The 18,443-nt window shown below is 53.3% G+C and carries 20 protein-coding genes; 8 read left to right on the top strand and 12 right to left on the bottom strand.

Going from position 1 to position 18,443, the window contains the following annotated elements; translation table 11 throughout:
* Positions 1–6: 6 nt before the first annotated feature.
* From FKW31_RS05915 to FKW31_RS05925, 3 genes are read right to left on the bottom strand one after another with little or no spacing between them, the layout of a single operon-like run.
* Positions 7–1,188 (bottom strand): 5-(carboxyamino)imidazole ribonucleotide synthase, encoded by a 1,182-nt coding sequence (locus FKW31_RS05915; RefSeq protein ID WP_150178052.1) that lies wholly within the window; start codon positions 1,186–1,188, stop codon positions 7–9.
* Positions 1,185–1,733 carry a 5-(carboxyamino)imidazole ribonucleotide mutase gene (purE, locus tag FKW31_RS05920; protein ID WP_006115130.1) on the bottom strand — a complete coding sequence of 183 codons (549 nt, stop codon included), beginning with the start codon at positions 1,731–1,733 and terminating at the stop codon, positions 1,185–1,187. Before purE ends, FKW31_RS05915 begins: the two co-directional genes overlap by 4 nt.
* A gap of 44 nt (positions 1,734–1,777) precedes the next feature.
* On the bottom strand, positions 1,778–1,984 hold the full coding sequence (locus FKW31_RS05925) for a YdcH family protein (RefSeq protein WP_006115131.1): 207 nt from the start codon (positions 1,982–1,984) through the stop codon (positions 1,778–1,780).
* A gap of 239 nt (positions 1,985–2,223) precedes the next feature.
* Here FKW31_RS05925 and FKW31_RS05930 point away from each other — a divergent pair, with 239 nt between their 5' ends.
* Positions 2,224–2,388: a YdcH family protein gene (locus FKW31_RS05930; protein ID WP_080585990.1), complete on the top strand. Its 165-nt coding sequence runs from the start codon at positions 2,224–2,226 to the stop codon at positions 2,386–2,388.
* A gap of 69 nt (positions 2,389–2,457) precedes the next feature.
* Here the strand turns inward: FKW31_RS05930 and FKW31_RS05935 are convergent, their stop codons facing one another.
* From FKW31_RS05935 to rpmE, 3 genes are all read right to left on the bottom strand, one after another.
* Positions 2,458–3,048 (bottom strand): DUF1013 domain-containing protein, encoded by a 591-nt coding sequence (locus FKW31_RS05935; protein WP_035351508.1) that lies wholly within the window; start codon positions 3,046–3,048, stop codon positions 2,458–2,460.
* 243 nt (positions 3,049–3,291) lie between these two features.
* Positions 3,292–3,798, bottom strand: a complete 507-nt coding sequence (locus FKW31_RS05940) for an Hsp20 family protein (protein WP_035351759.1) — start codon at positions 3,796–3,798, stop codon at positions 3,292–3,294.
* 183 nt (positions 3,799–3,981) lie between these two features.
* Positions 3,982–4,212: a 50S ribosomal protein L31 gene (gene rpmE / locus FKW31_RS05945; RefSeq protein WP_006115134.1), complete on the bottom strand. Its 231-nt coding sequence runs from the start codon at positions 4,210–4,212 to the stop codon at positions 3,982–3,984.
* A 288-nt stretch (positions 4,213–4,500) separates the two neighbouring features.
* Between rpmE and mscL the strand changes: the two genes are divergently transcribed.
* Both mscL and FKW31_RS05955 read left to right on the top strand, forming a co-directional pair.
* The gene (gene mscL / locus FKW31_RS05950) at positions 4,501–4,980 is read left to right on the top strand and encodes a large conductance mechanosensitive channel protein MscL (protein ID WP_006115135.1); all 480 of its coding nucleotides are present in this window, start codon (positions 4,501–4,503) and stop codon (positions 4,978–4,980) included.
* 85 nt (positions 4,981–5,065) lie between these two features.
* Positions 5,066–5,470 (top strand): hypothetical protein, encoded by a 405-nt coding sequence (locus FKW31_RS05955; RefSeq protein ID WP_238332750.1) that lies wholly within the window; start codon positions 5,066–5,068, stop codon positions 5,468–5,470.
* A 71-nt stretch (positions 5,471–5,541) separates the two neighbouring features.
* Here FKW31_RS05955 and secF read toward each other — a convergent pair whose 3' ends face one another.
* Both secF and secD read right to left on the bottom strand, forming a co-directional pair.
* The gene (gene secF / locus FKW31_RS05960) at positions 5,542–6,492 is read right to left on the bottom strand and encodes a protein translocase subunit SecF (RefSeq protein ID WP_150178054.1); all 951 of its coding nucleotides are present in this window, start codon (positions 6,490–6,492) and stop codon (positions 5,542–5,544) included.
* Positions 6,493–6,504: 12 nt separating this feature from the next.
* On the bottom strand, positions 6,505–8,070 hold the full coding sequence (gene secD, locus FKW31_RS05965) for a protein translocase subunit SecD (protein WP_193562048.1): 1,566 nt from the start codon (positions 8,068–8,070) through the stop codon (positions 6,505–6,507).
* Between the two features lie 234 nt (positions 8,071–8,304).
* On the opposite strand from secD, the gene FKW31_RS05970 reads away from it, so the two are divergent.
* The 3 genes from FKW31_RS05970 to FKW31_RS05980 all read left to right on the top strand — a co-directional run bounded on the left by FKW31_RS05970 (position 8,305) and on the right by FKW31_RS05980 (position 12,498).
* Positions 8,305–9,285 carry a Gfo/Idh/MocA family protein gene (locus FKW31_RS05970; RefSeq protein ID WP_035351501.1) on the top strand — a complete coding sequence of 327 codons (981 nt, stop codon included), beginning with the start codon at positions 8,305–8,307 and terminating at the stop codon, positions 9,283–9,285.
* A gap of 188 nt (positions 9,286–9,473) precedes the next feature.
* A complete protein-coding gene (locus FKW31_RS05975) occupies positions 9,474–11,405 on the top strand; it encodes a ribonucleoside-diphosphate reductase subunit alpha (RefSeq protein WP_035351500.1) in 1,932 nt (643 codons plus the stop codon).
* Between the two features lie 73 nt (positions 11,406–11,478).
* Positions 11,479–12,498, top strand: coding sequence for a ribonucleotide-diphosphate reductase subunit beta (locus tag FKW31_RS05980; protein WP_006115142.1), 1,020 nt, complete (start codon positions 11,479–11,481; stop codon positions 12,496–12,498).
* A gap of 5 nt (positions 12,499–12,503) precedes the next feature.
* On the opposite strand, the gene FKW31_RS05985 is transcribed toward FKW31_RS05980, so the two are convergent.
* Positions 12,504–13,259, bottom strand: coding sequence for a tRNA1(Val) (adenine(37)-N6)-methyltransferase (locus tag FKW31_RS05985; RefSeq protein WP_063353917.1), 756 nt, complete (start codon positions 13,257–13,259; stop codon positions 12,504–12,506).
* 117 nt (positions 13,260–13,376) lie between these two features.
* Here FKW31_RS05985 and FKW31_RS05990 point away from each other — a divergent pair, with 117 nt between their 5' ends.
* Entirely contained in the window at positions 13,377–14,447 is a 1,071-nt protein-coding gene (locus tag FKW31_RS05990; RefSeq protein ID WP_006115144.1) for a polyprenyl synthetase family protein, read from the top strand.
* A gap of 34 nt (positions 14,448–14,481) precedes the next feature.
* Here the strand turns inward: FKW31_RS05990 and FKW31_RS05995 are convergent, their stop codons facing one another.
* On the bottom strand, positions 14,482–15,336 hold the full coding sequence (locus FKW31_RS05995) for a glutamate racemase (protein WP_150178056.1): 855 nt from the start codon (positions 15,334–15,336) through the stop codon (positions 14,482–14,484).
* Positions 15,337–15,340: 4 nt separating this feature from the next.
* On the bottom strand, positions 15,341–16,096 hold the full coding sequence (locus FKW31_RS06000; protein WP_012812827.1) for an orotate phosphoribosyltransferase: 756 nt from the start codon (positions 16,094–16,096) through the stop codon (positions 15,341–15,343).
* 246 nt (positions 16,097–16,342) lie between these two features.
* Between FKW31_RS06000 and FKW31_RS06005 the strand changes: the two genes are divergently transcribed.
* On the top strand, positions 16,343–16,582 hold the full coding sequence (locus FKW31_RS06005) for a hypothetical protein (protein WP_003622965.1): 240 nt from the start codon (positions 16,343–16,345) through the stop codon (positions 16,580–16,582).
* A 162-nt stretch (positions 16,583–16,744) separates the two neighbouring features.
* Here FKW31_RS06005 and gltA read toward each other — a convergent pair whose 3' ends face one another.
* Positions 16,745–18,055 (bottom strand): citrate synthase, encoded by a 1,311-nt coding sequence (gltA, locus tag FKW31_RS06010; protein ID WP_150178057.1) that lies wholly within the window; start codon positions 18,053–18,055, stop codon positions 16,745–16,747.
* Positions 18,056–18,443: the final 388 nt, after the last annotated feature.

Raw genomic sequence — 18,443 nt, forward strand, 5'->3', positions numbered from 1 at the left:
AGTATCTTAACTGGCGGCTGTGTCTTCTTTTGGTTCCGGGGCAGCGGTTTTGGTGGCCAGTGGCCCCAAAGCATCCTGAACACCCAAATTGCCGGGAAGTGCGCCGTAGGGGAACAAAATATTCACATGCCCCATTTTACGGCCAACGCGGGCTTCTTTCTTGCCGTATAAGTGCGGAATAAAGCCTTGAGTAGCCATAATTTGTGGCAACAGAGCCATATCTTCCGGCCCAACCAGATTTTTCATGATGGCATCAGAATGGCGCACAGCATGGGGTAAAGGCAGCCCCGCAACTGCACGGATGTGCATGTCAAACTGATCCTGTGGGCAGGCGTTCATGGTCCAGTGGCCCGAATTATGGGGGCGAGGGGCCATTTCGTTCACCAACAGGTTGCCGGTGCGATCAACAAACATCTCAACGCCCAGAATGCCAACCAATTCCAGTTTTTCTGCAATAGTGGTGGCCAGTTTTACGGCCTGCGCGGCAATGTTTGGATCAATAGGGGCCGGAGCTAGTGTAAGGTCTAGAATACCATTCCAGTGCCGGTTGAGCGCTGGATCAAAACACCGCACCGTACCATCGGCACTGCGCACCACCATAACGCTAATTTCGCAGGCAAAATCTACCATACCTTCTGCAACCAGAGGATGTGGTGCCAAGGCGTTAAAAGCATCTTCCAGATCATGGATATGGTGCACGCGGCGCTGGCCTTTGCCATCATATCCATTGCGGGTAGTTTTGAGAATCAGCGGTAAGCAAACTTTTTCTGCGGCTTCATGTAGGGTTTTTACGTCTGTGACCGCGTGCCACGGTGCTAATGGGATGCCAGCAGAAGCAAAAAAAGTTTTTTCAGCCAGTCTATCTTGGCTGATGCGCAAAATATGGCCCGAAGGATGCACAGGACAGTGTGTGGCCAAAAGGTCCAACGCATCTGCACTGATGTTTTCAAACTCAAAAGTTACAACATCAACCGCGCTGGCAAATGCATCCAGTGCTGCCGGATCATCATACTTGCCGCATGTTACAGCGTGAGAAACCTGAGCCGCCGGGCCATTGGCCTCGGTTGTCAGAATATGTGTGCGAAACCCAAGGCGTGCAGCTGCAATGGCAGACATACGGCCAAGCTGGCCACCGCCCACAATGCCGATAACGGCATTGGGCTTAAGCGGAGAATGTGAAGAGGTCATTTATCTTCGGTAATGGGGGAGTTGGGGACAGAGGCTGTTTGCAATGCACGCCATGTTTCAAGCCGCGCAGCAAGGGCCGGATTGTGCAGCGCCAGAATGGAGGCTGCCAGCAAGGCTGCATTTTTTGCCCCGGATGCACCAATAGCCAAAGTGCCCACGGGCACGCCACCGGGCATCTGCACAATAGAAAGCAGGCTGTCCATGCCTTTAAGTGCGCGGGATTCTACCGGAACACCTAAAACGGGCAGGCGTGTCCATGCCGCGCACATACCCGGCAGATGCGCAGCCCCGCCAGCACCAGCAATAATGACATTTAGCCCGCGTTCGGCTGCTGTGCGTGCGTAATCAGCCAGCCGATCTGGTGTGCGATGTGCTGAAACAATTAGGGTTTCATGCGGGATTTCCAGCTCAGTCAGCAATCCATCCGCATGGCGCATGGTTTCCCAATCTGACTGGCTGCCCATGATAATCCCCACAACTGGGGCAGAGGCTGCTTTGTCATCTAAAGCATCGGAAGCGGAGGGCAGGGGGGCGGTTTCGCTCACGGTAGGTATCTATCCGGGTTTTCTAAAGTCTGTAACGGGGTGGTTTAGGCGATATCATCAGGGATCAGAAGGCTTTCAACCTTGGTGATCTGATCTTTTAACAGGAGTTTACGCTTTTTAAGCCGCTGGAGATATAGTTGATCAATAAAGGTGGTTTCATGCCCCATCCGGCTGATAACTGTATCCAGATCTCTGTGTTCACTACGCAGTTCATGCAGTTGGGCAAGCAGTAAATCGCGATCTCGCAGCATGATGTCCTGTCTCCTTCACCACTGATGCGGAATCGTGCGCCGGGTCTGGCGGCCCGCAGAGTGAATAGCATGCCCGAAGCAGTGTTTACCATGTAAGAGCCGGACGCCAGCCAGGATTACAAAAAAACTTCTATGCTCAGCCCGCATGCCAGCAGGGCGTGATATATGAAATTAACATGAACTTTCTTATCCTCAGTACGTTAGCGTTTGTGGGTCATCAATCGAGTGGAGGCACCCAAATGACACGCCTTTCAAGGATCGAGAGTCTTAAATCGCGCCATTTCCGTATTGATCAGAAAATTATGAGCGAAGGTGGACGCCCCAGACCGGACGAGCGCGTGCTGATGTGCTTAAAATTACAAAAGCTACGAATAAAGGAAGAAATAGAGCGCCTTTCGGTTTAACGCCGTATTTGGCAGCTTAAATGCTTCTGAGGCAGAAAGAACGATCTTCTGCCTCAGGGCATCATTCCATTAGTTTTCGGAAGAGCTAAAGCTTTCCATATCTGTTACGGGTGCAGGAATTTCCTGCCCATCACGTTCCAGACGCATATTGGCTTCGTGCACGGCAGCGTTCAGATCTGTTTGGCTGCACAGCCCCACGGTTACCGGATCACGCGGTTTGATGTTGGGGGTGTTCCAATGCTGCTTGTTGCGTACTTTGGCAATGGTATCTTTGGTGGTGCCAAGCAGCTTAACAACCTGCTGATCGCTCAGTTGCGGATAGTTGCGCAGCAGGAATGCAATGCCATCCGGACGATCATGACGTTTAGCAACAGGCGTATAACGCGCCCCCTTGGAGCGACGGCGCACAGGGTTGTTAGAAGGTAGAATTTTCAGCCGTGCGTTGGGGTCTTTTTCACAACGCTGGATTTCTTCCTGCTTGAGCTGGTGATTCGCAACCGGATCATACCCGACAATACCATGTGCCACTTCGCCATCAGCAATGGCCTGCACTTCCAGCGGGTGCATACCGCAGAAAGCGGCAATCTGTTCAAAACTGAGAGCAGTTTTTTCAATCAGCCACACAGCAGTTGCTTTGGGCATTAACGGTAGGGTCGTCATGTTTTTGTATTCCTGTCGTCGGGCGGCGCTTGCGCAGGCACCGGGAACTTGACGGCCCGGAACGTGTTCCGCAGGCCTGCGTGCCTGCCGGCGCGCATCTGTGCCACGATATGGGGGGAGTGGCAGCTTCAGGTCAAGCCGCAATACACATAACGGCCCAATATTCTACACATTAAATAAGGGGGAAACCGCAGTTTCCCCCTTGCTGGGCCTATATGAAGTGTATTGGTAACACTTCAGCAATCAGGCGGCTGTGGCAATAGATTGCTGAGGTTGCTGCGACACCTGATTTTTCTGCTCGGTTGTAACGGCGCGTTCTTCTGGCGTGGTGCTGACAGTTTTAACAGGAATACGGCGCGGCTTAAGCGCTTCAGGAATAATCTGCTGCACCGTAATGCGCAAAAGCCCGTTATTCATTTCTGCGCCTGTTACTTCCACATGGTCTGCCAGTGCAAAACGGCGTTCAAACGCACGGCGGGCAATGCCTCGGTGCAGGATTTCTCCTTCATCCTGCGGAGCATTAACGCGGCCAGATACAACAAGCGTGTTATCCTGCACCACCAGTTCTATATCTTCCGGCCCAAAGCCAGCTATGGCCATGGTAAGCGTGTAGCTATCACTTCCCGTTTTGGCGATATCGTAGGGCGGAAAGCTGGAGTTGCCCGGTGAGCGGGCCGCAGAATCCATAACCTGTGCAAGGCGGTCAAAGCCAATTGCCGTGCGAAATAGCGGTGTAAAATCGTAACTCATGTAAGAACCTCCTCGTTCAGCAAGGTTCTGCCGGTTTTGCCAAGACCCCCGAAGGCAATCGTGCCCGGCAGCATTTTTTGGCGGAAACCCCATATGCGGGCATTTCCTTGCCCCTAAACGTGGAAAGCCCCGCGCTCTTTTTCAAGAGGCGGGGCTTTTCTGCATACGCAAAGAACTGAAAAATCAGCCTTTTTTGCGGGTGCCAATACCAGCAAAACGCTTGTTGAACTTGGCAACCTGGCCCCCGGTATCCAGCATACGCTGCACGCCTGTCCAAGCTGGGTGAGACTTGGGGTCAACGTCCAGACGGAGCGTATCGCCAGCCTTACCATAGCAGGAGTTCGTCTTGAATTCCGTGCCGTCAGTCATGACAACATTGATTTCGTGATAATCGGGGTGAATGCCGGGCTTCATGAAACTGGTTCTTTCGTTACAGCAGAAAGGGCCCGATACCGACCGGGCCAAGATTGCCGTGCATATAAACGAAATGCGTATGCTGGATCAACCGTTCATTTGCCTTGTTGGGCATGATAATGAAGTGAAGCATATAAAGGGCAAATAACAGCGTTTGTGCAGCATTTGTGTTACAGAATACCTTAAATATTAAGAAAAATGTATCAATCTTGATACAGGGGCTTGAGGAAAAAGCAGTAAAACGGCTACCTCTGGGCGGATTTTTCAGTATTAAACAGGAATTTTTGTATGGCTGACCTTAAATCTCACGTCCATGCCCCAGGTTGGGTGGGCGAGTTCCGGGCATTCATCATGCGCGGCAACGTTGTTGATCTGGCTGTTGGTGTTATTATTGGTGCTGCGTTTACATCCATTGTGAACAGCTTGGTAAAAGACATCTTCAACCCATTGATTGGTCTGCTTATCGGCGGGATTGATTTTTCCAACCTGTTCATCACGCTTAAGGGCCCGCATCTGGCAACTCTGGCAGAAGCCCAGAAAGCAGGTGCTGTTACACTGAACCTTGGCTTGTTCCTGAACGCCGTTATCCAGTTCCTGATTGTAGCCATGGCTATTTTCTGGATGGTTAAAGCCCTGACACGCTTGCATGTGCGTGAAGATGAAGAACCCAAGGCACCGCCGCCGCCATCCAAAACCGAAGTTCTGCTTGAGCAGATTCGTGATGAACTGGCAGCCAACAATAAAGATCAGGCACCGCATCAGGGCTAATACGCCTTATGCCAGCCACCATTGGCTTAAAATGGTAGCTGTGTGATCTGTTCCCGGAAAGTGGGATATGGGATATGCTTCTTATATGAAGCGCTCCCGATCCGGCTTTCCGGTTTTTTTTCGTTCAGCAATGGGTGTTCTAGCCATTTTAGGGCTGGCAGGGTGCCAAAGCTCACGCGGGCTGAAGGTGCAGGAAACACCGCGCACATTGCTGTATAGTTACGTCATAGCCAATGGTATGGCGCGCGGGCGGATAATGACAGAAGATCTGCCACCTGCCCAAGTCTTCAATATTATTACAACAGACAGAAACGCGCTTTTGGCTATTCTGGCGTTTCGGGATAAACCAACCCGGCGCAGGCTGCGGAAGGCGGGCCAGAAGGTGGAAGATTTTATTGGCGCGGTGGAACAACCCACGCAGCCTCTTTCTCCCGCATTGTCTGGCGCCATTCTTTTACCACCACCGCCAACATCCGGTTTCATGCGCTAGACATAAAAAAACGGAGCAGGGTGCATAACCCGCTCCGTTTTTGTTGGCTTATTGTTGCAAGGAAAAGCGTATCAGCTTTTCTGCTGCGCCGGGGCTGGGCCAGCCTTGGCACCACGTTTTAGTCTGCCTTCTCCCATAAACAGCAGCAGCGGCGCTGCAATGAAGATGGAGGAGGAAGTACCCACCACAATGCCGAACAACATGGTCCATGCAAAACCGGAAAGCGTAGCGCCGCCCCATAGTGCCAGCGGAAGAGCTGCCAAAAACACGGTGGAGGATGTGCCCAAAGTACGATTCAGCGTTTCGTTAATGGAAAGGTTGATCAGTTCCATCAGAGGCATGGTGCGATATTTGCGCAGGTTTTCACGCACACGGTCATACACCACCACCTTATCATTGGTGGAATAACCCAGAATGGTCAGAATGGCGGCCACCATCACAAGGTCAAATTCAAAACCCGTGATAACCAGAAAACCCATGGTTTTGGTCAGGTCCAGAACCAGCGTGATCACGGCGCTAAGGGCAAATTCCCACTCAAAGCGGAACCAGATGTAAACCAGAATCATGGCCAAGCTGAGCCCAAGGGCCAGCATACCATTGCGGAACAGCTCGGCCGAAACAGAAGCGCCAACCGCATCAGCCCGCAAAATGGTGGTGCCGGGCTGTGCATCTGTAACCGCGCGGCGCACAGTGTCCACCACAGCATCTGTATTCTGGTCATCTCCGGTATCTAGGCGGATCAACACATCATCGGGTGCGCCAAATGCCTGTAGCGATGCGTGGGAGATATGCTGTGCCGCCAGCGCCGTACGCAGCTTGGCAAAATCTGCCGGGCCGCTGGTTTTGGCTTCCACCACAATGCCGCCTCTAAAATCCAGCCCCAGCGTAAGGCCGGGGTGGAAGAACAGAATAATAGAGGCAATGGAAAGCACGGCCGAGACAATAAGCCCCATGTACCGGCCACGCATGAAGTTGATATGCGTGTCTTTGCGCACAAAACGCAGAAGAGGACGTCCGAACATAATGGCCTCGCTTCAGACAGGCAGGCTGGCAGGGCGCGTACGCGCATACCAGCGGGCCATAAGCATGCGGGAAAGCAGCAGGGTGGTGAACAGCGTGGTGGCAATACCAATGGTAATGGTTAGCGCAAAGCCACGCACCGGCCCGGTGCCAAATACAAACAGCATGACATGGGCCAAAAAGGCCGTGGCATTACTATCTACAATGGTGGAGGTGGCGCGTTCAAACCCGGTTTGCATGGCAGCCAAAGGGGTGCGGCCACGGGCTACTTCTTCACGTATGCGTTCGTTAATCAGAATATTGGCGTCCACCGCCATACCCAAGGTCAGCAGCATACCCGCCATACCCGGCAGTGTAAGTGTAGCTTCGAACAGAGAGAGAATGGCAACCATCAGCACAAGGTTGGCCAGCAGGGCGATATCTGCGTACCAGCCAAAGCGGCCATAAAACAGCACCATAAAAACCACAACCAGCAGGAAGCCAACGCCAAGGCTGAGAATACCGGCCCGAATGGAATCGGCCCCAAGAGATGGCCCGATGCTGCGCTGTTCCACCACGCTTAAAGGTGCGGGCAGTGCGCCAGCGCGGAGCATAAGTGCCAGATCCGTGGCTTTCTGGGCATCAAATCCGCCCGTAATCTGCCCGTTACCGCCCGTAATGGGGGTGCGGATAACGGGGGCTTCAATCACCTTGTTATCCAGAACAATGGCGAAGCGTTTGCCAACATTGGTTTGCGTAACAGATGAGAAAGCGCGCGTGCCTACTGAATCGAAAGAGAAGCTGACAGCCCATTCGCCTGTTTGCTGGTCAATCACTGCGCCTGCGTTTGTCAGGTCTGTGCCATCCACATCCACATGGTCAAAAACAGGCAGGGGGCCGCCTTCCGCCGGGTTAGCCATGGGCACAAGGCTCACACCCGGGGGGGCATAGGTGGCATGCAGCGGGTTGGAATCTACCAGCCGGAAGGTCATTTTGGCCGTGGTGCCAAGCAGCGCCTTAATCCGTTCTGGATCACTGATGCCGGGCAGCTCTACCACAATCCGATCATCGCCCTGACGGGTGATTTCGGGGTCAACCGCGCCCGTGCCATCAATACGCCGACGCACAATCTCGATAGACTGTGTCACAGCCTCCCGCGCGCGGGCCTTAATGGCATCTGCAGAAAGCACCAGAGCGATTGTGCCGTCATCCTGCTTTTTAACGCTGAATTCATTGGGCACAACGCGGGGCAGCTTGTCCAGCGTAGCAACATCTCTATCTGCTTCAGCCGCATCACGCGGTTGGAAGGAGACGGTGTTTTTGTCGGCATTCACGTTGATGTTCTGATAACCGAGCTGAGATTTCAGCAGGGCATCACGCGTGTTTTCTGCCAAGGTCTGGAGCCTGTCGTGCGTGAGGCTTTTAAGGTCAACCTGCATCAGCAGGTAAGACCCGCCCCGCAAATCTAACCCCAGATGGATTTGACGCCATGGTATGGAAGGGAAAGGCTTGCGCATACCGTTGGGTAGGCACAGCAGCAGGCCCAACAGGCACACGCCCAGCACCGAGGCCAGTTTGAGGCGGCTGTAATACATTCTCACCTGATCGCTTGCAGTTTTCTTGCCGGGAACATGCCGCCCCGGCAGGCGGGATGCAACCGTTGTGCTGCATTATTCGCGTTTCATACCTGTTGTATGGCCGCCACACCAAGATGTACGTGGCCAAACTGCATCAGTTTGCGGCAAGGCTGCCTGTTGTTGAGGGCGCTTGCATTCGGCTACGGGGGTGCTACGCCTGCATGCAGTCTTGTAGGGCACAAAAAGAAGGCGGATTTCATGGCTGAAACACTTAAGGTTGGCGTAATTGGAGCCGGACATTTCGGACGTTTTCATGCCTTGAAAGTGCGCCACGTTGCGCGGGAAACGCTGGTGGGGCTGTTTGATCCCGATAACAAGCGCGCGGCCTTGGTAGCAAAGGAAGCCGGATGCCCCGTTATGCAGGATGTTGATACCCTACTGGCAGCGTGTGATGCCGTGGTTGTGGCTGCTCCAGCAGAATTTCATTTTGAACTGGCAGTGCAAGCGCTGCGTGCGGGCAAGCATGTGCTGGTGGAAAAGCCCATAGCCGCCACGCTGGAACAGGCAGATTTTCTGGTTACTCTGGCGCATGAAAGCGGGTTGGTCTGTCAGGTTGGGCACCTGCTGCGTTATTCTGCCGAGCACGATGCCATTACCCAGCGTATCACCCGCCCTCTTTATATAGAGGCCACACGCATTGCCCCCTACAAGCCGCGCGGCACGGATGTATCCGTTATTCTGGATCTGATGATCCATGATTTGGATCTGGTTCTGGCTATTGTAGATAGCCCTATTGCGCAGGTGGATGCCTTGGGTGCGGCGGTAAGCTCTGCTCATGAAGATATTGCCAATGCGCGTGTGCGGTTTGAAAACGGCTGTGTGGCCACCATAACCGCCAGCCGCATCTCGCTGAAAACGGAACGGCGCATGCGCCTGTTTTCTGAGGAAGGCTACTTGTCCGCCGATTTTGTAAAACGGGAACTGACAATGATTGGCCGTGATCGGGGCCTTCCCTTACCGGGTACAGGCGGATTCCGGCGCGAGCACATCACGTGGAAAGAGCATGATTCGCTTATGGCTGAACACGAAGCTTTTGTTGCTGCGTGTCTGGACGGTGCCCCTGTGGTGGTGGACGCAAATGCCGGTCGGCGCGCTCTGGCGGCAGCTCTGGCCGTGGCAGATGGTATTGCCGAATCTCGCCGCCGGATGGAGCTTTCCGGACTGATTCAGGCCGAATAAAAAAGCACCCCACAGAAGCGGGAGAAAACCGCCACTTTCAAAATTTCAAGCCCCTTTTTCTAGCTTTCTGTGCAAAAATTCACTAGATATAGGGGGCAAGATAGAGCACAAGCACGAGATATGGTGCGGAGGCAAAGCCCCCCATCCGACCCCAAAATTGACGCAGAAAATAGCGGAGTAACCCAGCCATGACCCTGATTGACGTACAGGAAAATGACATTCGTCGTTCCTCGTCCGGGGGGGCAGAAGCCGGGGAACCCGATCTGTTCAACGCTGGCAAGATGGAAGATATGGTGCAGTTGCCCGGCCACCACCAAGTGCGGGTAGATCGCTCCCGTGATGCGTTGCTCACACCTTTTGGCAAGGCCACGCTGGATAACCGTTACCTTTTGCCGGATGAAGGGTATCAGGATCTGTTTGGCCGTGTGGCCTCGTATTACGGGGCAGATGCAGCCCATGCCCAGCGCATTTATGATTACATCAGTAAGCACTGGTTCATGCCAGCAACGCCCGTTCTGTCTAACGGCGGAACATCACGCGGGCTGCCTATTTCGTGCTTTCTGAACGAAGCCAGCGATAGCCTGAAGGGCATTGTTGATCTGTGGAATGAGAACGTCTGGCTGGCCAGTAAGGGCGGCGGCATTGGTTCCTATTGGGGTAATCTGCGCTCCATTGGTGAAAATGTTGGCCGCAATGGCAAAACATCCGGCGTTATTCCGTTTATCCGCGTGATGGATAGCCTCACACTGGCTATTTCTCAGGGCTCTTTGCGCCGCGGGTCTGCTGCGGTGTATCTGCCAGTCTGGCACCCAGAAATTGAAGAATTTATCGAACTGCGTCGCCCCACTGGGGGGGATCCCAACCGTAAGGCGCTGAACCTGCATCATGGTGTGCTGGTGTCAGACGCCTTTATGCGGGCTGTGGAAAGCGATGATGAATGGGCGCTGATCTCCCCTAAAGATAGCAGTGTTATCCGTAAGATTTCTGCCCGTGGGTTGTGGATACGTATTCTTACGGCCCGCATGGAGCAGGGTGAGCCCTACATTGTTTACTCCGACCATGTGAACAATGCGCGGCCGGAACACCACAAGTTAGCTGGGCTAGAAGTCAAAACCTCCAACCTGTGTTCCGAAATTACGCTGCCAACCGGGATCGATCATCACGGTAAGGCACGTACGGCTGTATGCTGTCTTTCTTCCCTGAATCTGGAAACATGGGATGAGTGGAAGGATAACCCGCAGTTTATTGAGGACGTGATGCTGTTCCTTGATAATGTGCTGCAGGACTTTATCGACCGTGCGCCAGAAGATATGCACCGCGCTAAATATGCGGCCATGCGTGAACGCTCTGTTGGGCTTGGTGTTATGGGATTCCACACCTTCCTGCAAAGCCGCAACGTGCCGTTTGAAAGTGTGATAGCAAAGGTCTGGAACCGTAAGATTTTCAAGCATATTCGTGAGCAGGCAGATGCAGCATCCCGCAAGTTGGCGGAACTGCGCGGCCCATGCCCGGATGCTGAAGAATACGGCGTTATGGAACGCTTTTCTAACAAGATGGCTATTGCGCCTACGGCGTCCATTTCCATTATTGCGGGGAACGCCAGCCCTGGCATTGAGCCAATTGCGGCCAATGTGTTCTTGCAGAAAACGCTTTCCGGTTCCTTTACCGTACGTAACCGGCACTTGCAGAAGCTGCTGGAGGAAAAAGGGCAGGATACGCCGGAGGTGTGGTCTTCCATTACCACCAGCAAGGGCAGCGTGCAGCATCTGGATTTTTTGACCCAGCAGGAAAAGGACGTGTTTAAAACCGCGTTCGAACTGGATCAGCGTTGGATCGTGGAGCATGCGGCAGATCGCCAGCCGTTTATCTGTCAGGCACAGTCCGTCAATCTGTTCCTTCCGGCCGATGTGCATAAGCGGGATCTGCACCAGATCCACTACATGGCTTGGAAAAAGGGCCTGAAATCTTTGTATTATTGCCGCAGCCTGTCTATCCAGCGTGCAGATACAGTGAGCAATGTTCTGGCCAAGAATGATGTGATGAATGTGGATTCATCCCAAGCATCGTCAGGTTCTGCATCAAGCGGGAATGACTACGAAGAATGCTTGGCCTGTCAGTAAGCATTGGCTACTAACAATTTGTTTATAAAAGAAATATGACGGCATCCTGCGTGTTGCCGTTAAGGGAGGCAGCATGAGCGAGCATATGTCTGGTCAGGAGCCGCAGCAGGAACAGAAGTTTGACCTGCTGACAGCCAACCCGGTTTACAAGCCGTTCCGCTACCCGTGGGCGTATGATGCGTGGTTGACGCAGCAGCGGCTGCACTGGCTGCCAGAAGAAGTGCCTCTGGCCGATGATGTAAAAGACTGGCACCGCGTTCTGAACGAAGGTGAACAGCATCTGGTGACGCAGATTTTCCGCTTCTTCACCCAGTCCGATGTGGAAGTGAACAACTGCTACATGAAGCACTACAGCCGTGTGTTTAAACCCACGGAAGTGCTGATGATGCTTTCAGCTTTTTCTAACATCGAAACCATCCATATTGCAGCGTACAGCTACCTTCTGGATACACTCGGCATGCCTGAAACCGAGTATTCTGCTTTCCTTAAGTATAAGGAAATGAAGGATAAATACGATTACATGCAAACGTTCACGGTGGACAGCAAGCATGAAATCGCCAAAACGCTGGCAGCTTTTGGGGCCTTTACGGAAGGGCTTCAGCTTTTTGCCTCTTTTGCCATTCTGCTAAACTTCCCACGCTTCAACAAACTTAAGGGCATGGGGCAGATTGTCTCATGGTCTGTGCGTGATGAAACACTGCACTGCCTGTCCATTATCCGGTTGTTCCGCGTGTTCATTCAGGAAAACCCTGAGCTGTGGACAGAGCAGCTACGCACGGAACTAACAGATATCTGCCGCACCATTGTAGAGCATGAGGAGGCCTTTATTGATCTGGCCTTTGAAATGGGTGCTGTAGAAGGGCTGAATGCGGAGCAGGTGAAAACCTACATCCACTTTATTGCAGACCGTCGCCTTACTCAGCTTGGGCTGGAGCCAATTTACAACACCACAACCAACCCGCTGCCGTGGTTGGATGATATGTTGAATGCCGTAGAACACACCAACTTCTTTGAAAACCGCTCCACAGAATACAGCCGTGCTTCCACAGCCGGTACGTGGGAAGAGGCTTTTGAAAACTCTGTGTTCGAATAAACAGCTTATAGCCCTGGCAACGGGGCGCCTTCTTCCAGCACTGTGCGGGCCGATGGCGTGAAAGCGCCATCGGCTTCGTGCAGCACCAGCCCAGCCAAAACACGGGCTGGGCTTTTAACGCCTTTGCGGGCCTGCACCAAGACAATGCGCGATTCTCGCCCGGCCTTTGGCCAGAACGGATAAAGCGTAACACCCCCAAATCCGGATTTGCTCAGGCAGAAAATGGCTTGGTCTGCTAATGCCGCGGGTAAAGCAAGCGTAAGGCTGCCTTTATGGCGCAGGATTCGGGCAGCGCCTGCAATCCATGTGGGTAAGGTATCTGCCCCCATCCGCCGGGCCAGATCACGACGCGGGTGCGCCGAGGCTGTGCCTAAAGGGGCATGCCACGGTGGATTCGCCATGCAGTGGTCAAAATATTGTTCGGGCAGCGGGTTATCTTCCAGAAAAACATCGGGAAATGTGGCATTCAGAATCCTGATATTCTGCTGATGGTTGGCGACCATGTTTTGCTGGGCCAGGGTTGCTGTATCACTTTCTTTTTCCACGCCCGTGCCCTGAAGGGTGGGCGCGCGGTGGAGCAGGCAAAGCAGCCCGGCTCCAGCGCCACAGCCAATTTCCAGCACATGCTGGCCTTTACGGGCCGGTACAGCGGCAGCCATAAGCACGGGTTCCAACCCGGTGCGATAGCCTTGCAGAAACTGGCTATAGGAGATACGGCCACGCAAAAGCGTTCCGGGAGTAATGGCAAAACGAGCTGGCATGGTTTCCGATGGGAGCTATGTGTCTGGCTGGCTTGAATTCGTAGGCGCTTGACCGTTTTTCAGGTGCCTCGCATATAGAAGAACGTCAACTCATCCCATGGCTGGGGGATAAAACGTTTGGGTGTTGCAATCAGTCTGTCAGAAACAGGCAGAACCACAAGCCAGGATGGATCTGGAGTTTCAGTGAGTAAACCAGGAGAAGCAGGCCTGAAAGCGCTGGCCGATTATCTTGCGTCGGACATGCTTGCCTGCAATCAGGTCATTGTAGACCGTATGCAAAGCCCCGTGGCACTTATACCGCAGCTTGCGGCCCATTTAGTGGCGGCTGGCGGAAAGCGGCTGAGGCCCTTGCTTACTCTGGCTGCGGCCAGAATGTGCGGCTATAATAATCAGGATGGGCGCATGCGGCATGTAGAAATTGCCGCGTGTGTAGAATTCATTCACACAGCCACGCTGCTGCATGATGATGTGGTGGATGACAGCCAGCTTCGCCGTGGGCTGGCAAGCGCCAATGCCATTTTTGGCAACAAGGCTTCTGTGCTGGTGGGGGACTTCCTGTTTGCGCGGTCTTTCCAGATTCTAACAGCCGATGCCTCGCTGGGTGTTATGGCGATTCTGTCTGCGGCTTCTGCCACGCTGGCGGAAGGTGAGGTCATGCAGATGACCACGCAGAATGATCTTTCCACATCGGTAGATCAGTATTTGCAGGTTATCTACGGCAAAACAGCAGCGCTGTTTGCTGCTGCGTGCGAATCTGGCGCTGTCATTGGTGAAGCTACGCCAGAACAGCGTGAAGCATTGCGCATGTATGGTGCCAATTTGGGCATGGCTTTCCAGCTTGTTGATGATGCGCTGGATTATGCGGCAGATCAGGCCACACTGGGTAAGGAAGTGGGGGATGATTTCCGTGAAGGAAAAGTCACCCTGCCTGTTCTGGCAGCTTACGAAGCCGGGAATGAGGAAGACCGTATTTTCTGGCGCCGGGTGATTGAGGAATGTGATCAGCACCCCGGAGATCTGGAAGCCGCGTTGGGTCGTATTGCAGAAACAAATGCAATTGGGATTACCCTAAAATGTGCGGAAGATTACGCGGCTAAAGCACGTGAAAATCTTTCTATGTTCCCAGATGACACATTGAAAAACCTGCTGCTGGAAACGGCCAGCTATTCTGCTAGCCGCGAGCGTTAAGAGCGGCTGTGTATTGGGGGCTGGCTATTACGGGTTAATAGCTGGCTTCTACTTCATTAATATCTTCCCATAATGTCACGGCACTGAACCCGTAAGGTTTTAAGTGTGTGAGCAGGGCTTGATCGTTCTGGGTATCAGGTAGGGCCGTAAACCATGCGCAGGGGTGTGCGTGGGTTTTCTGTGGTAAATGAGCCAGCAGGTTGCAGGTATGCCGCGCTACGGCTGGCGCAGGGTCTAGCCACGTCAGGCCGGGTGGAGAGAGCGCACGCAGACGGTTCAGCACAAAGGTATAATGTGTGCAGCCAAGGCCTACGGCATCCAGTCTGTTAGAATCCGGGTGAATAAACAGCCCTTCTATTTCTCGTAAAATCGTAGAATCAGGCACATCCTGTCCACGGAAGGCTAATTCCGCACATCCAGCTAAGCCGGGGGCAGCATGGGCAATAAGTGTGCATTCTGGCGCGTAAAGCGCATGGAGCCGAGAAAGGTATGGCCGCCGCACGGTAGCGCGTGTGGCCAGCAACCCGATAACCTTGGTTTGGGTGATACGCGCAGCCCAGCGTATGGGCGGAACACATCCTACAAAGGGCATATCTGGCCATGCGGCCCGCAGGGCTTCCAGCGCCAATGTGCTGGCCGTATTGCAGGCCACCACCACAGCCTGAGGCTGAAGCCGCCGAATAGCCTGAGAGAGCAAGGAGACGATTCGCTCAATAAGAAAACCGTCATCCTGTTCGCCATACGGAAAAATGGCGGTGTCGGCCAAATAATCTATGCAGACATCTGGCGCCAGCACTTGAATGGCCCTGACAATACCCAAACCTCCAATTCCGGAATCAAATGCCAGAATATGCCGGGGGCCAAAAAGGGCAGGGCCATCTATCTGCACCGTTTTATTTATCCTTGTTGGCTTTAAATGCAGCGGCTTCTTCCAAAGTGCCAACGCCACCGTGGCGAGCAGACCAAGCGCAAGGATCTTCCAGAAAACGCCGCACTTCTGATGCAGCTTCTTCAGAGAAGTATGGCCGTGTAGAGCATGCTTCCAGCACATCCCACCACGTGCACAGGGCATGCAAAGATACGTTCATTTCTGCCAGCGTGTTCTGCGCACCGGGGAAAACGCCGTAATAGAACACAACAAATGCGTGGTTGATAATGGCGCCAGCATTACGTAACGCATTGGCAAATTGCACTTTGGAACCACCATCGGTGGTCAGATCTTCTACCAGCAGGGTGCGCATGTTTTCAGGCACATCGCCTTCAATCTGGGCGTTGCGGCCAAAGCCTTTGGGTTTTTTGCGCACATAAGCCATCGGCAGCATCATGCGGTCTGCCATCCATGCTGCAAACGGAATGCCTGCGGTTTCACCACCCACAACGGCATCCAGGCTTTCATACCCAACGTGGCGGCCAATTTTTTCCACCCCAAGTTCCATAATTTTGGCACGGGCACGGGGGAAAAAGATAATGCGGCGGCAATCAATATAGACGGGAGATTTCCAGCCAGAAGTCAGGGTGTACGGATCTTCCGGGCGGAAATTTACGGCTTTGATTTCCAGCAGCAGGCGTGCGGTGGTCAGGGCCGCGTCGCGGTCCCAGTCGCTGGTCTCAGCGGGGTGGGCAGAGGCCACGCCTGAGGGTGATGTCATGTGCGCATGTCCTTGAATTTGGCGGTTGTCTATATATGTTTGGAATAACGCCGCAGGCGTGGAAAATCTATGCCTGATATGGCAGTTTTCCTGCATATGCATGCCAGATAAATAGGTGGGCGGCGTATGAGTGAAAAACTTGTGATGTTCAAAAGCCCCAGAATTGATTTTTGCACCTTGCTTATATGGTGGATGTAGCGTTTAATCATTCCCAGTTAAGATTGATTATCAGTTAAGGAATATGCCGTGGCCGCCGAAGCTAATCGTATCGCGCGCAAGTGTGAGCGGGCCGTTATAACGGCTTACAAGGAACTGCGCGAAGTTGGGACAGCGGATGTTACGGCATTTAATGCCTGCACCACCTTGTACCGTATTCATCATCCCGAAGCATCAGTGAATGAAGCGCGCCGCCTTGTGTCCGAATGGATTGATCATCATGTTGTCCGCATGGATTCCGGGCCAACCAAAGGGTGTGATTGCAACTAACGCACCTAAGGCGTACAGCCCTATGTAATCAGACGCATGTTCCGTTAGGGCATGCGTTTTTTTATGCCCAAGTGGTGGCTTGTGTCTTTGTGGCGCTGAAGAGCAGCACAAACAAAAAGCCGGTCTTCCATAAGGAAAACCGGCTTTTTGGGTTAACCTATCTTACCGTTTGGCAAGAGGCGTATAGTCGCGCTGTGGTGCGCCAATATAAAGCTGGCGAGGGCGGCTGATACGCTGGCCCGGTTCTTCAATCATTTCCTTCCACTGGCTGACCCAGCCGGTGGTGCGGGCAACGGCAAACAGCACGGTGAACATGCTGGTGGGAATGCCCATGGCCTTGAGAATGATGCCGGAATAGAAATCCACATTCGGGTAGAGCTTGCGCTGCACGAAGTAATCATCGCTCAGGGCAATTTTTTCCAGCTCAACAGCCAGATCAAGCAGCGGATCGTCCTTAATGCCCAGTTCTGTCAGCACTTCGTGGCAGGTCTGCTGCATAATCTTCGCACGTGGGTCGAAGTTTTTGTAAACGCGGTGGCCAAAGCCCATCAGCTTTACGCCGCTGTTCTTGTCCTTCACCTGCGCGATAAAGGCAGGGATGTTTTCTTTCTTGCCAATGCGAGCCAGCATTTTCAGCACGGCTTCGTTAGCACCACCATGTGCAGGCCCCCACAGGGCCGCAATGCCCGCAGCAATACAGGCAAACGGATTGGCGCCTGTAGAACCTGCCAGACGCACGGTAGAGGTGGAAGCATTCTGTTCATGATCGGCATGCAGGATCAGAATCCGGTTCATGGCGCGGGCCAGAACAGGGTTAACCTTGTAGGGTTCGGACATGCGCGCGAACATCATGGACAGGAAGTTTTCTGCGTAGTTCAGATCATTCCGCGGATAGATGAAGGCTTCACCCTGCGTGTATTTGTATGCCCATGCTGCAATGGTTGGGATTTTGGCAATCAGGCGCATGGCAGCTAGATCCCGGTTGGCGGGAATGGCAATATCGTTGGCATCTGGGTAGAAGGCAGACAAAGCCCCAACCGTGCCGCACAGAATGGCCATGGGGTGGGCATCACGCCGGAAGCCGTTAAAGAAGTTGCGGATCTGCTCGTGCAGCAGGGTGTGGTTTGTAAGGGTGTTGGTGAAGGTATCGTACTGTGCTTTGTTCGGCAGTTCACCATTCAGAAGCAGATAGATAACTTCCTCATAGGAAGCATTTTCCGCTAGCTGGGCAATGGGGTAGCCACGGTGCAGCAGAATACCCTTGTCGCCATCAATAAAGGTGATTTTGCTGTTGCAGGCGGCTGTTTCCCCGTAACCGGGGTCAAACGTGAAAACGCCCAGTTGCGCCGGAAGTTTGCGGATGTCGACAACATCCGGTCCCAGAGTGCCTGAAAGTACAGGCATTTCGGCGGATTTCCCACCAACCGAAATGGTAGCGGTAGATAGCTTACCTTCTTTCTGCGACGCGCTCATTAGTGTTTCCTTTTGCATGTTTGGGCCACGGTCGCTGCTGCGGCCTGCTCGTTCCACTTTGTCACCTATTCAAAAGGAAACCGGAAGATTGCTGGCGATAAACGAAGCGTTATCGGAACGGAGTATGCTTGGAAAACCACAGTTTTTTGGGGTTAGGGTCGCGCGAATGTGTGCAAATGCATGCTTTGACCATCGCACATTTGCCAGTGTGTCATATCCGGCAATGTGTTGCTTCCGTACATTTCAAAAATGGCAACAGCCCCCGGCGCGAATCCCTGGTCCAGTTCACTGGCCTGCATATCTAGGCTCAGGACTCATTCTTTGAGGTAGAAGATGAAGCTTGCTGCGATGTGGATAGCGGACATGAAAGTGTGTGCGCAGCGGTCAT

Source organism: Acetobacter sp. DmW_136 (assembly GCF_008690365.1).
Lineage (GTDB): Bacteria > Pseudomonadota > Alphaproteobacteria > Acetobacterales > Acetobacteraceae > Acetobacter > Acetobacter oryzifermentans.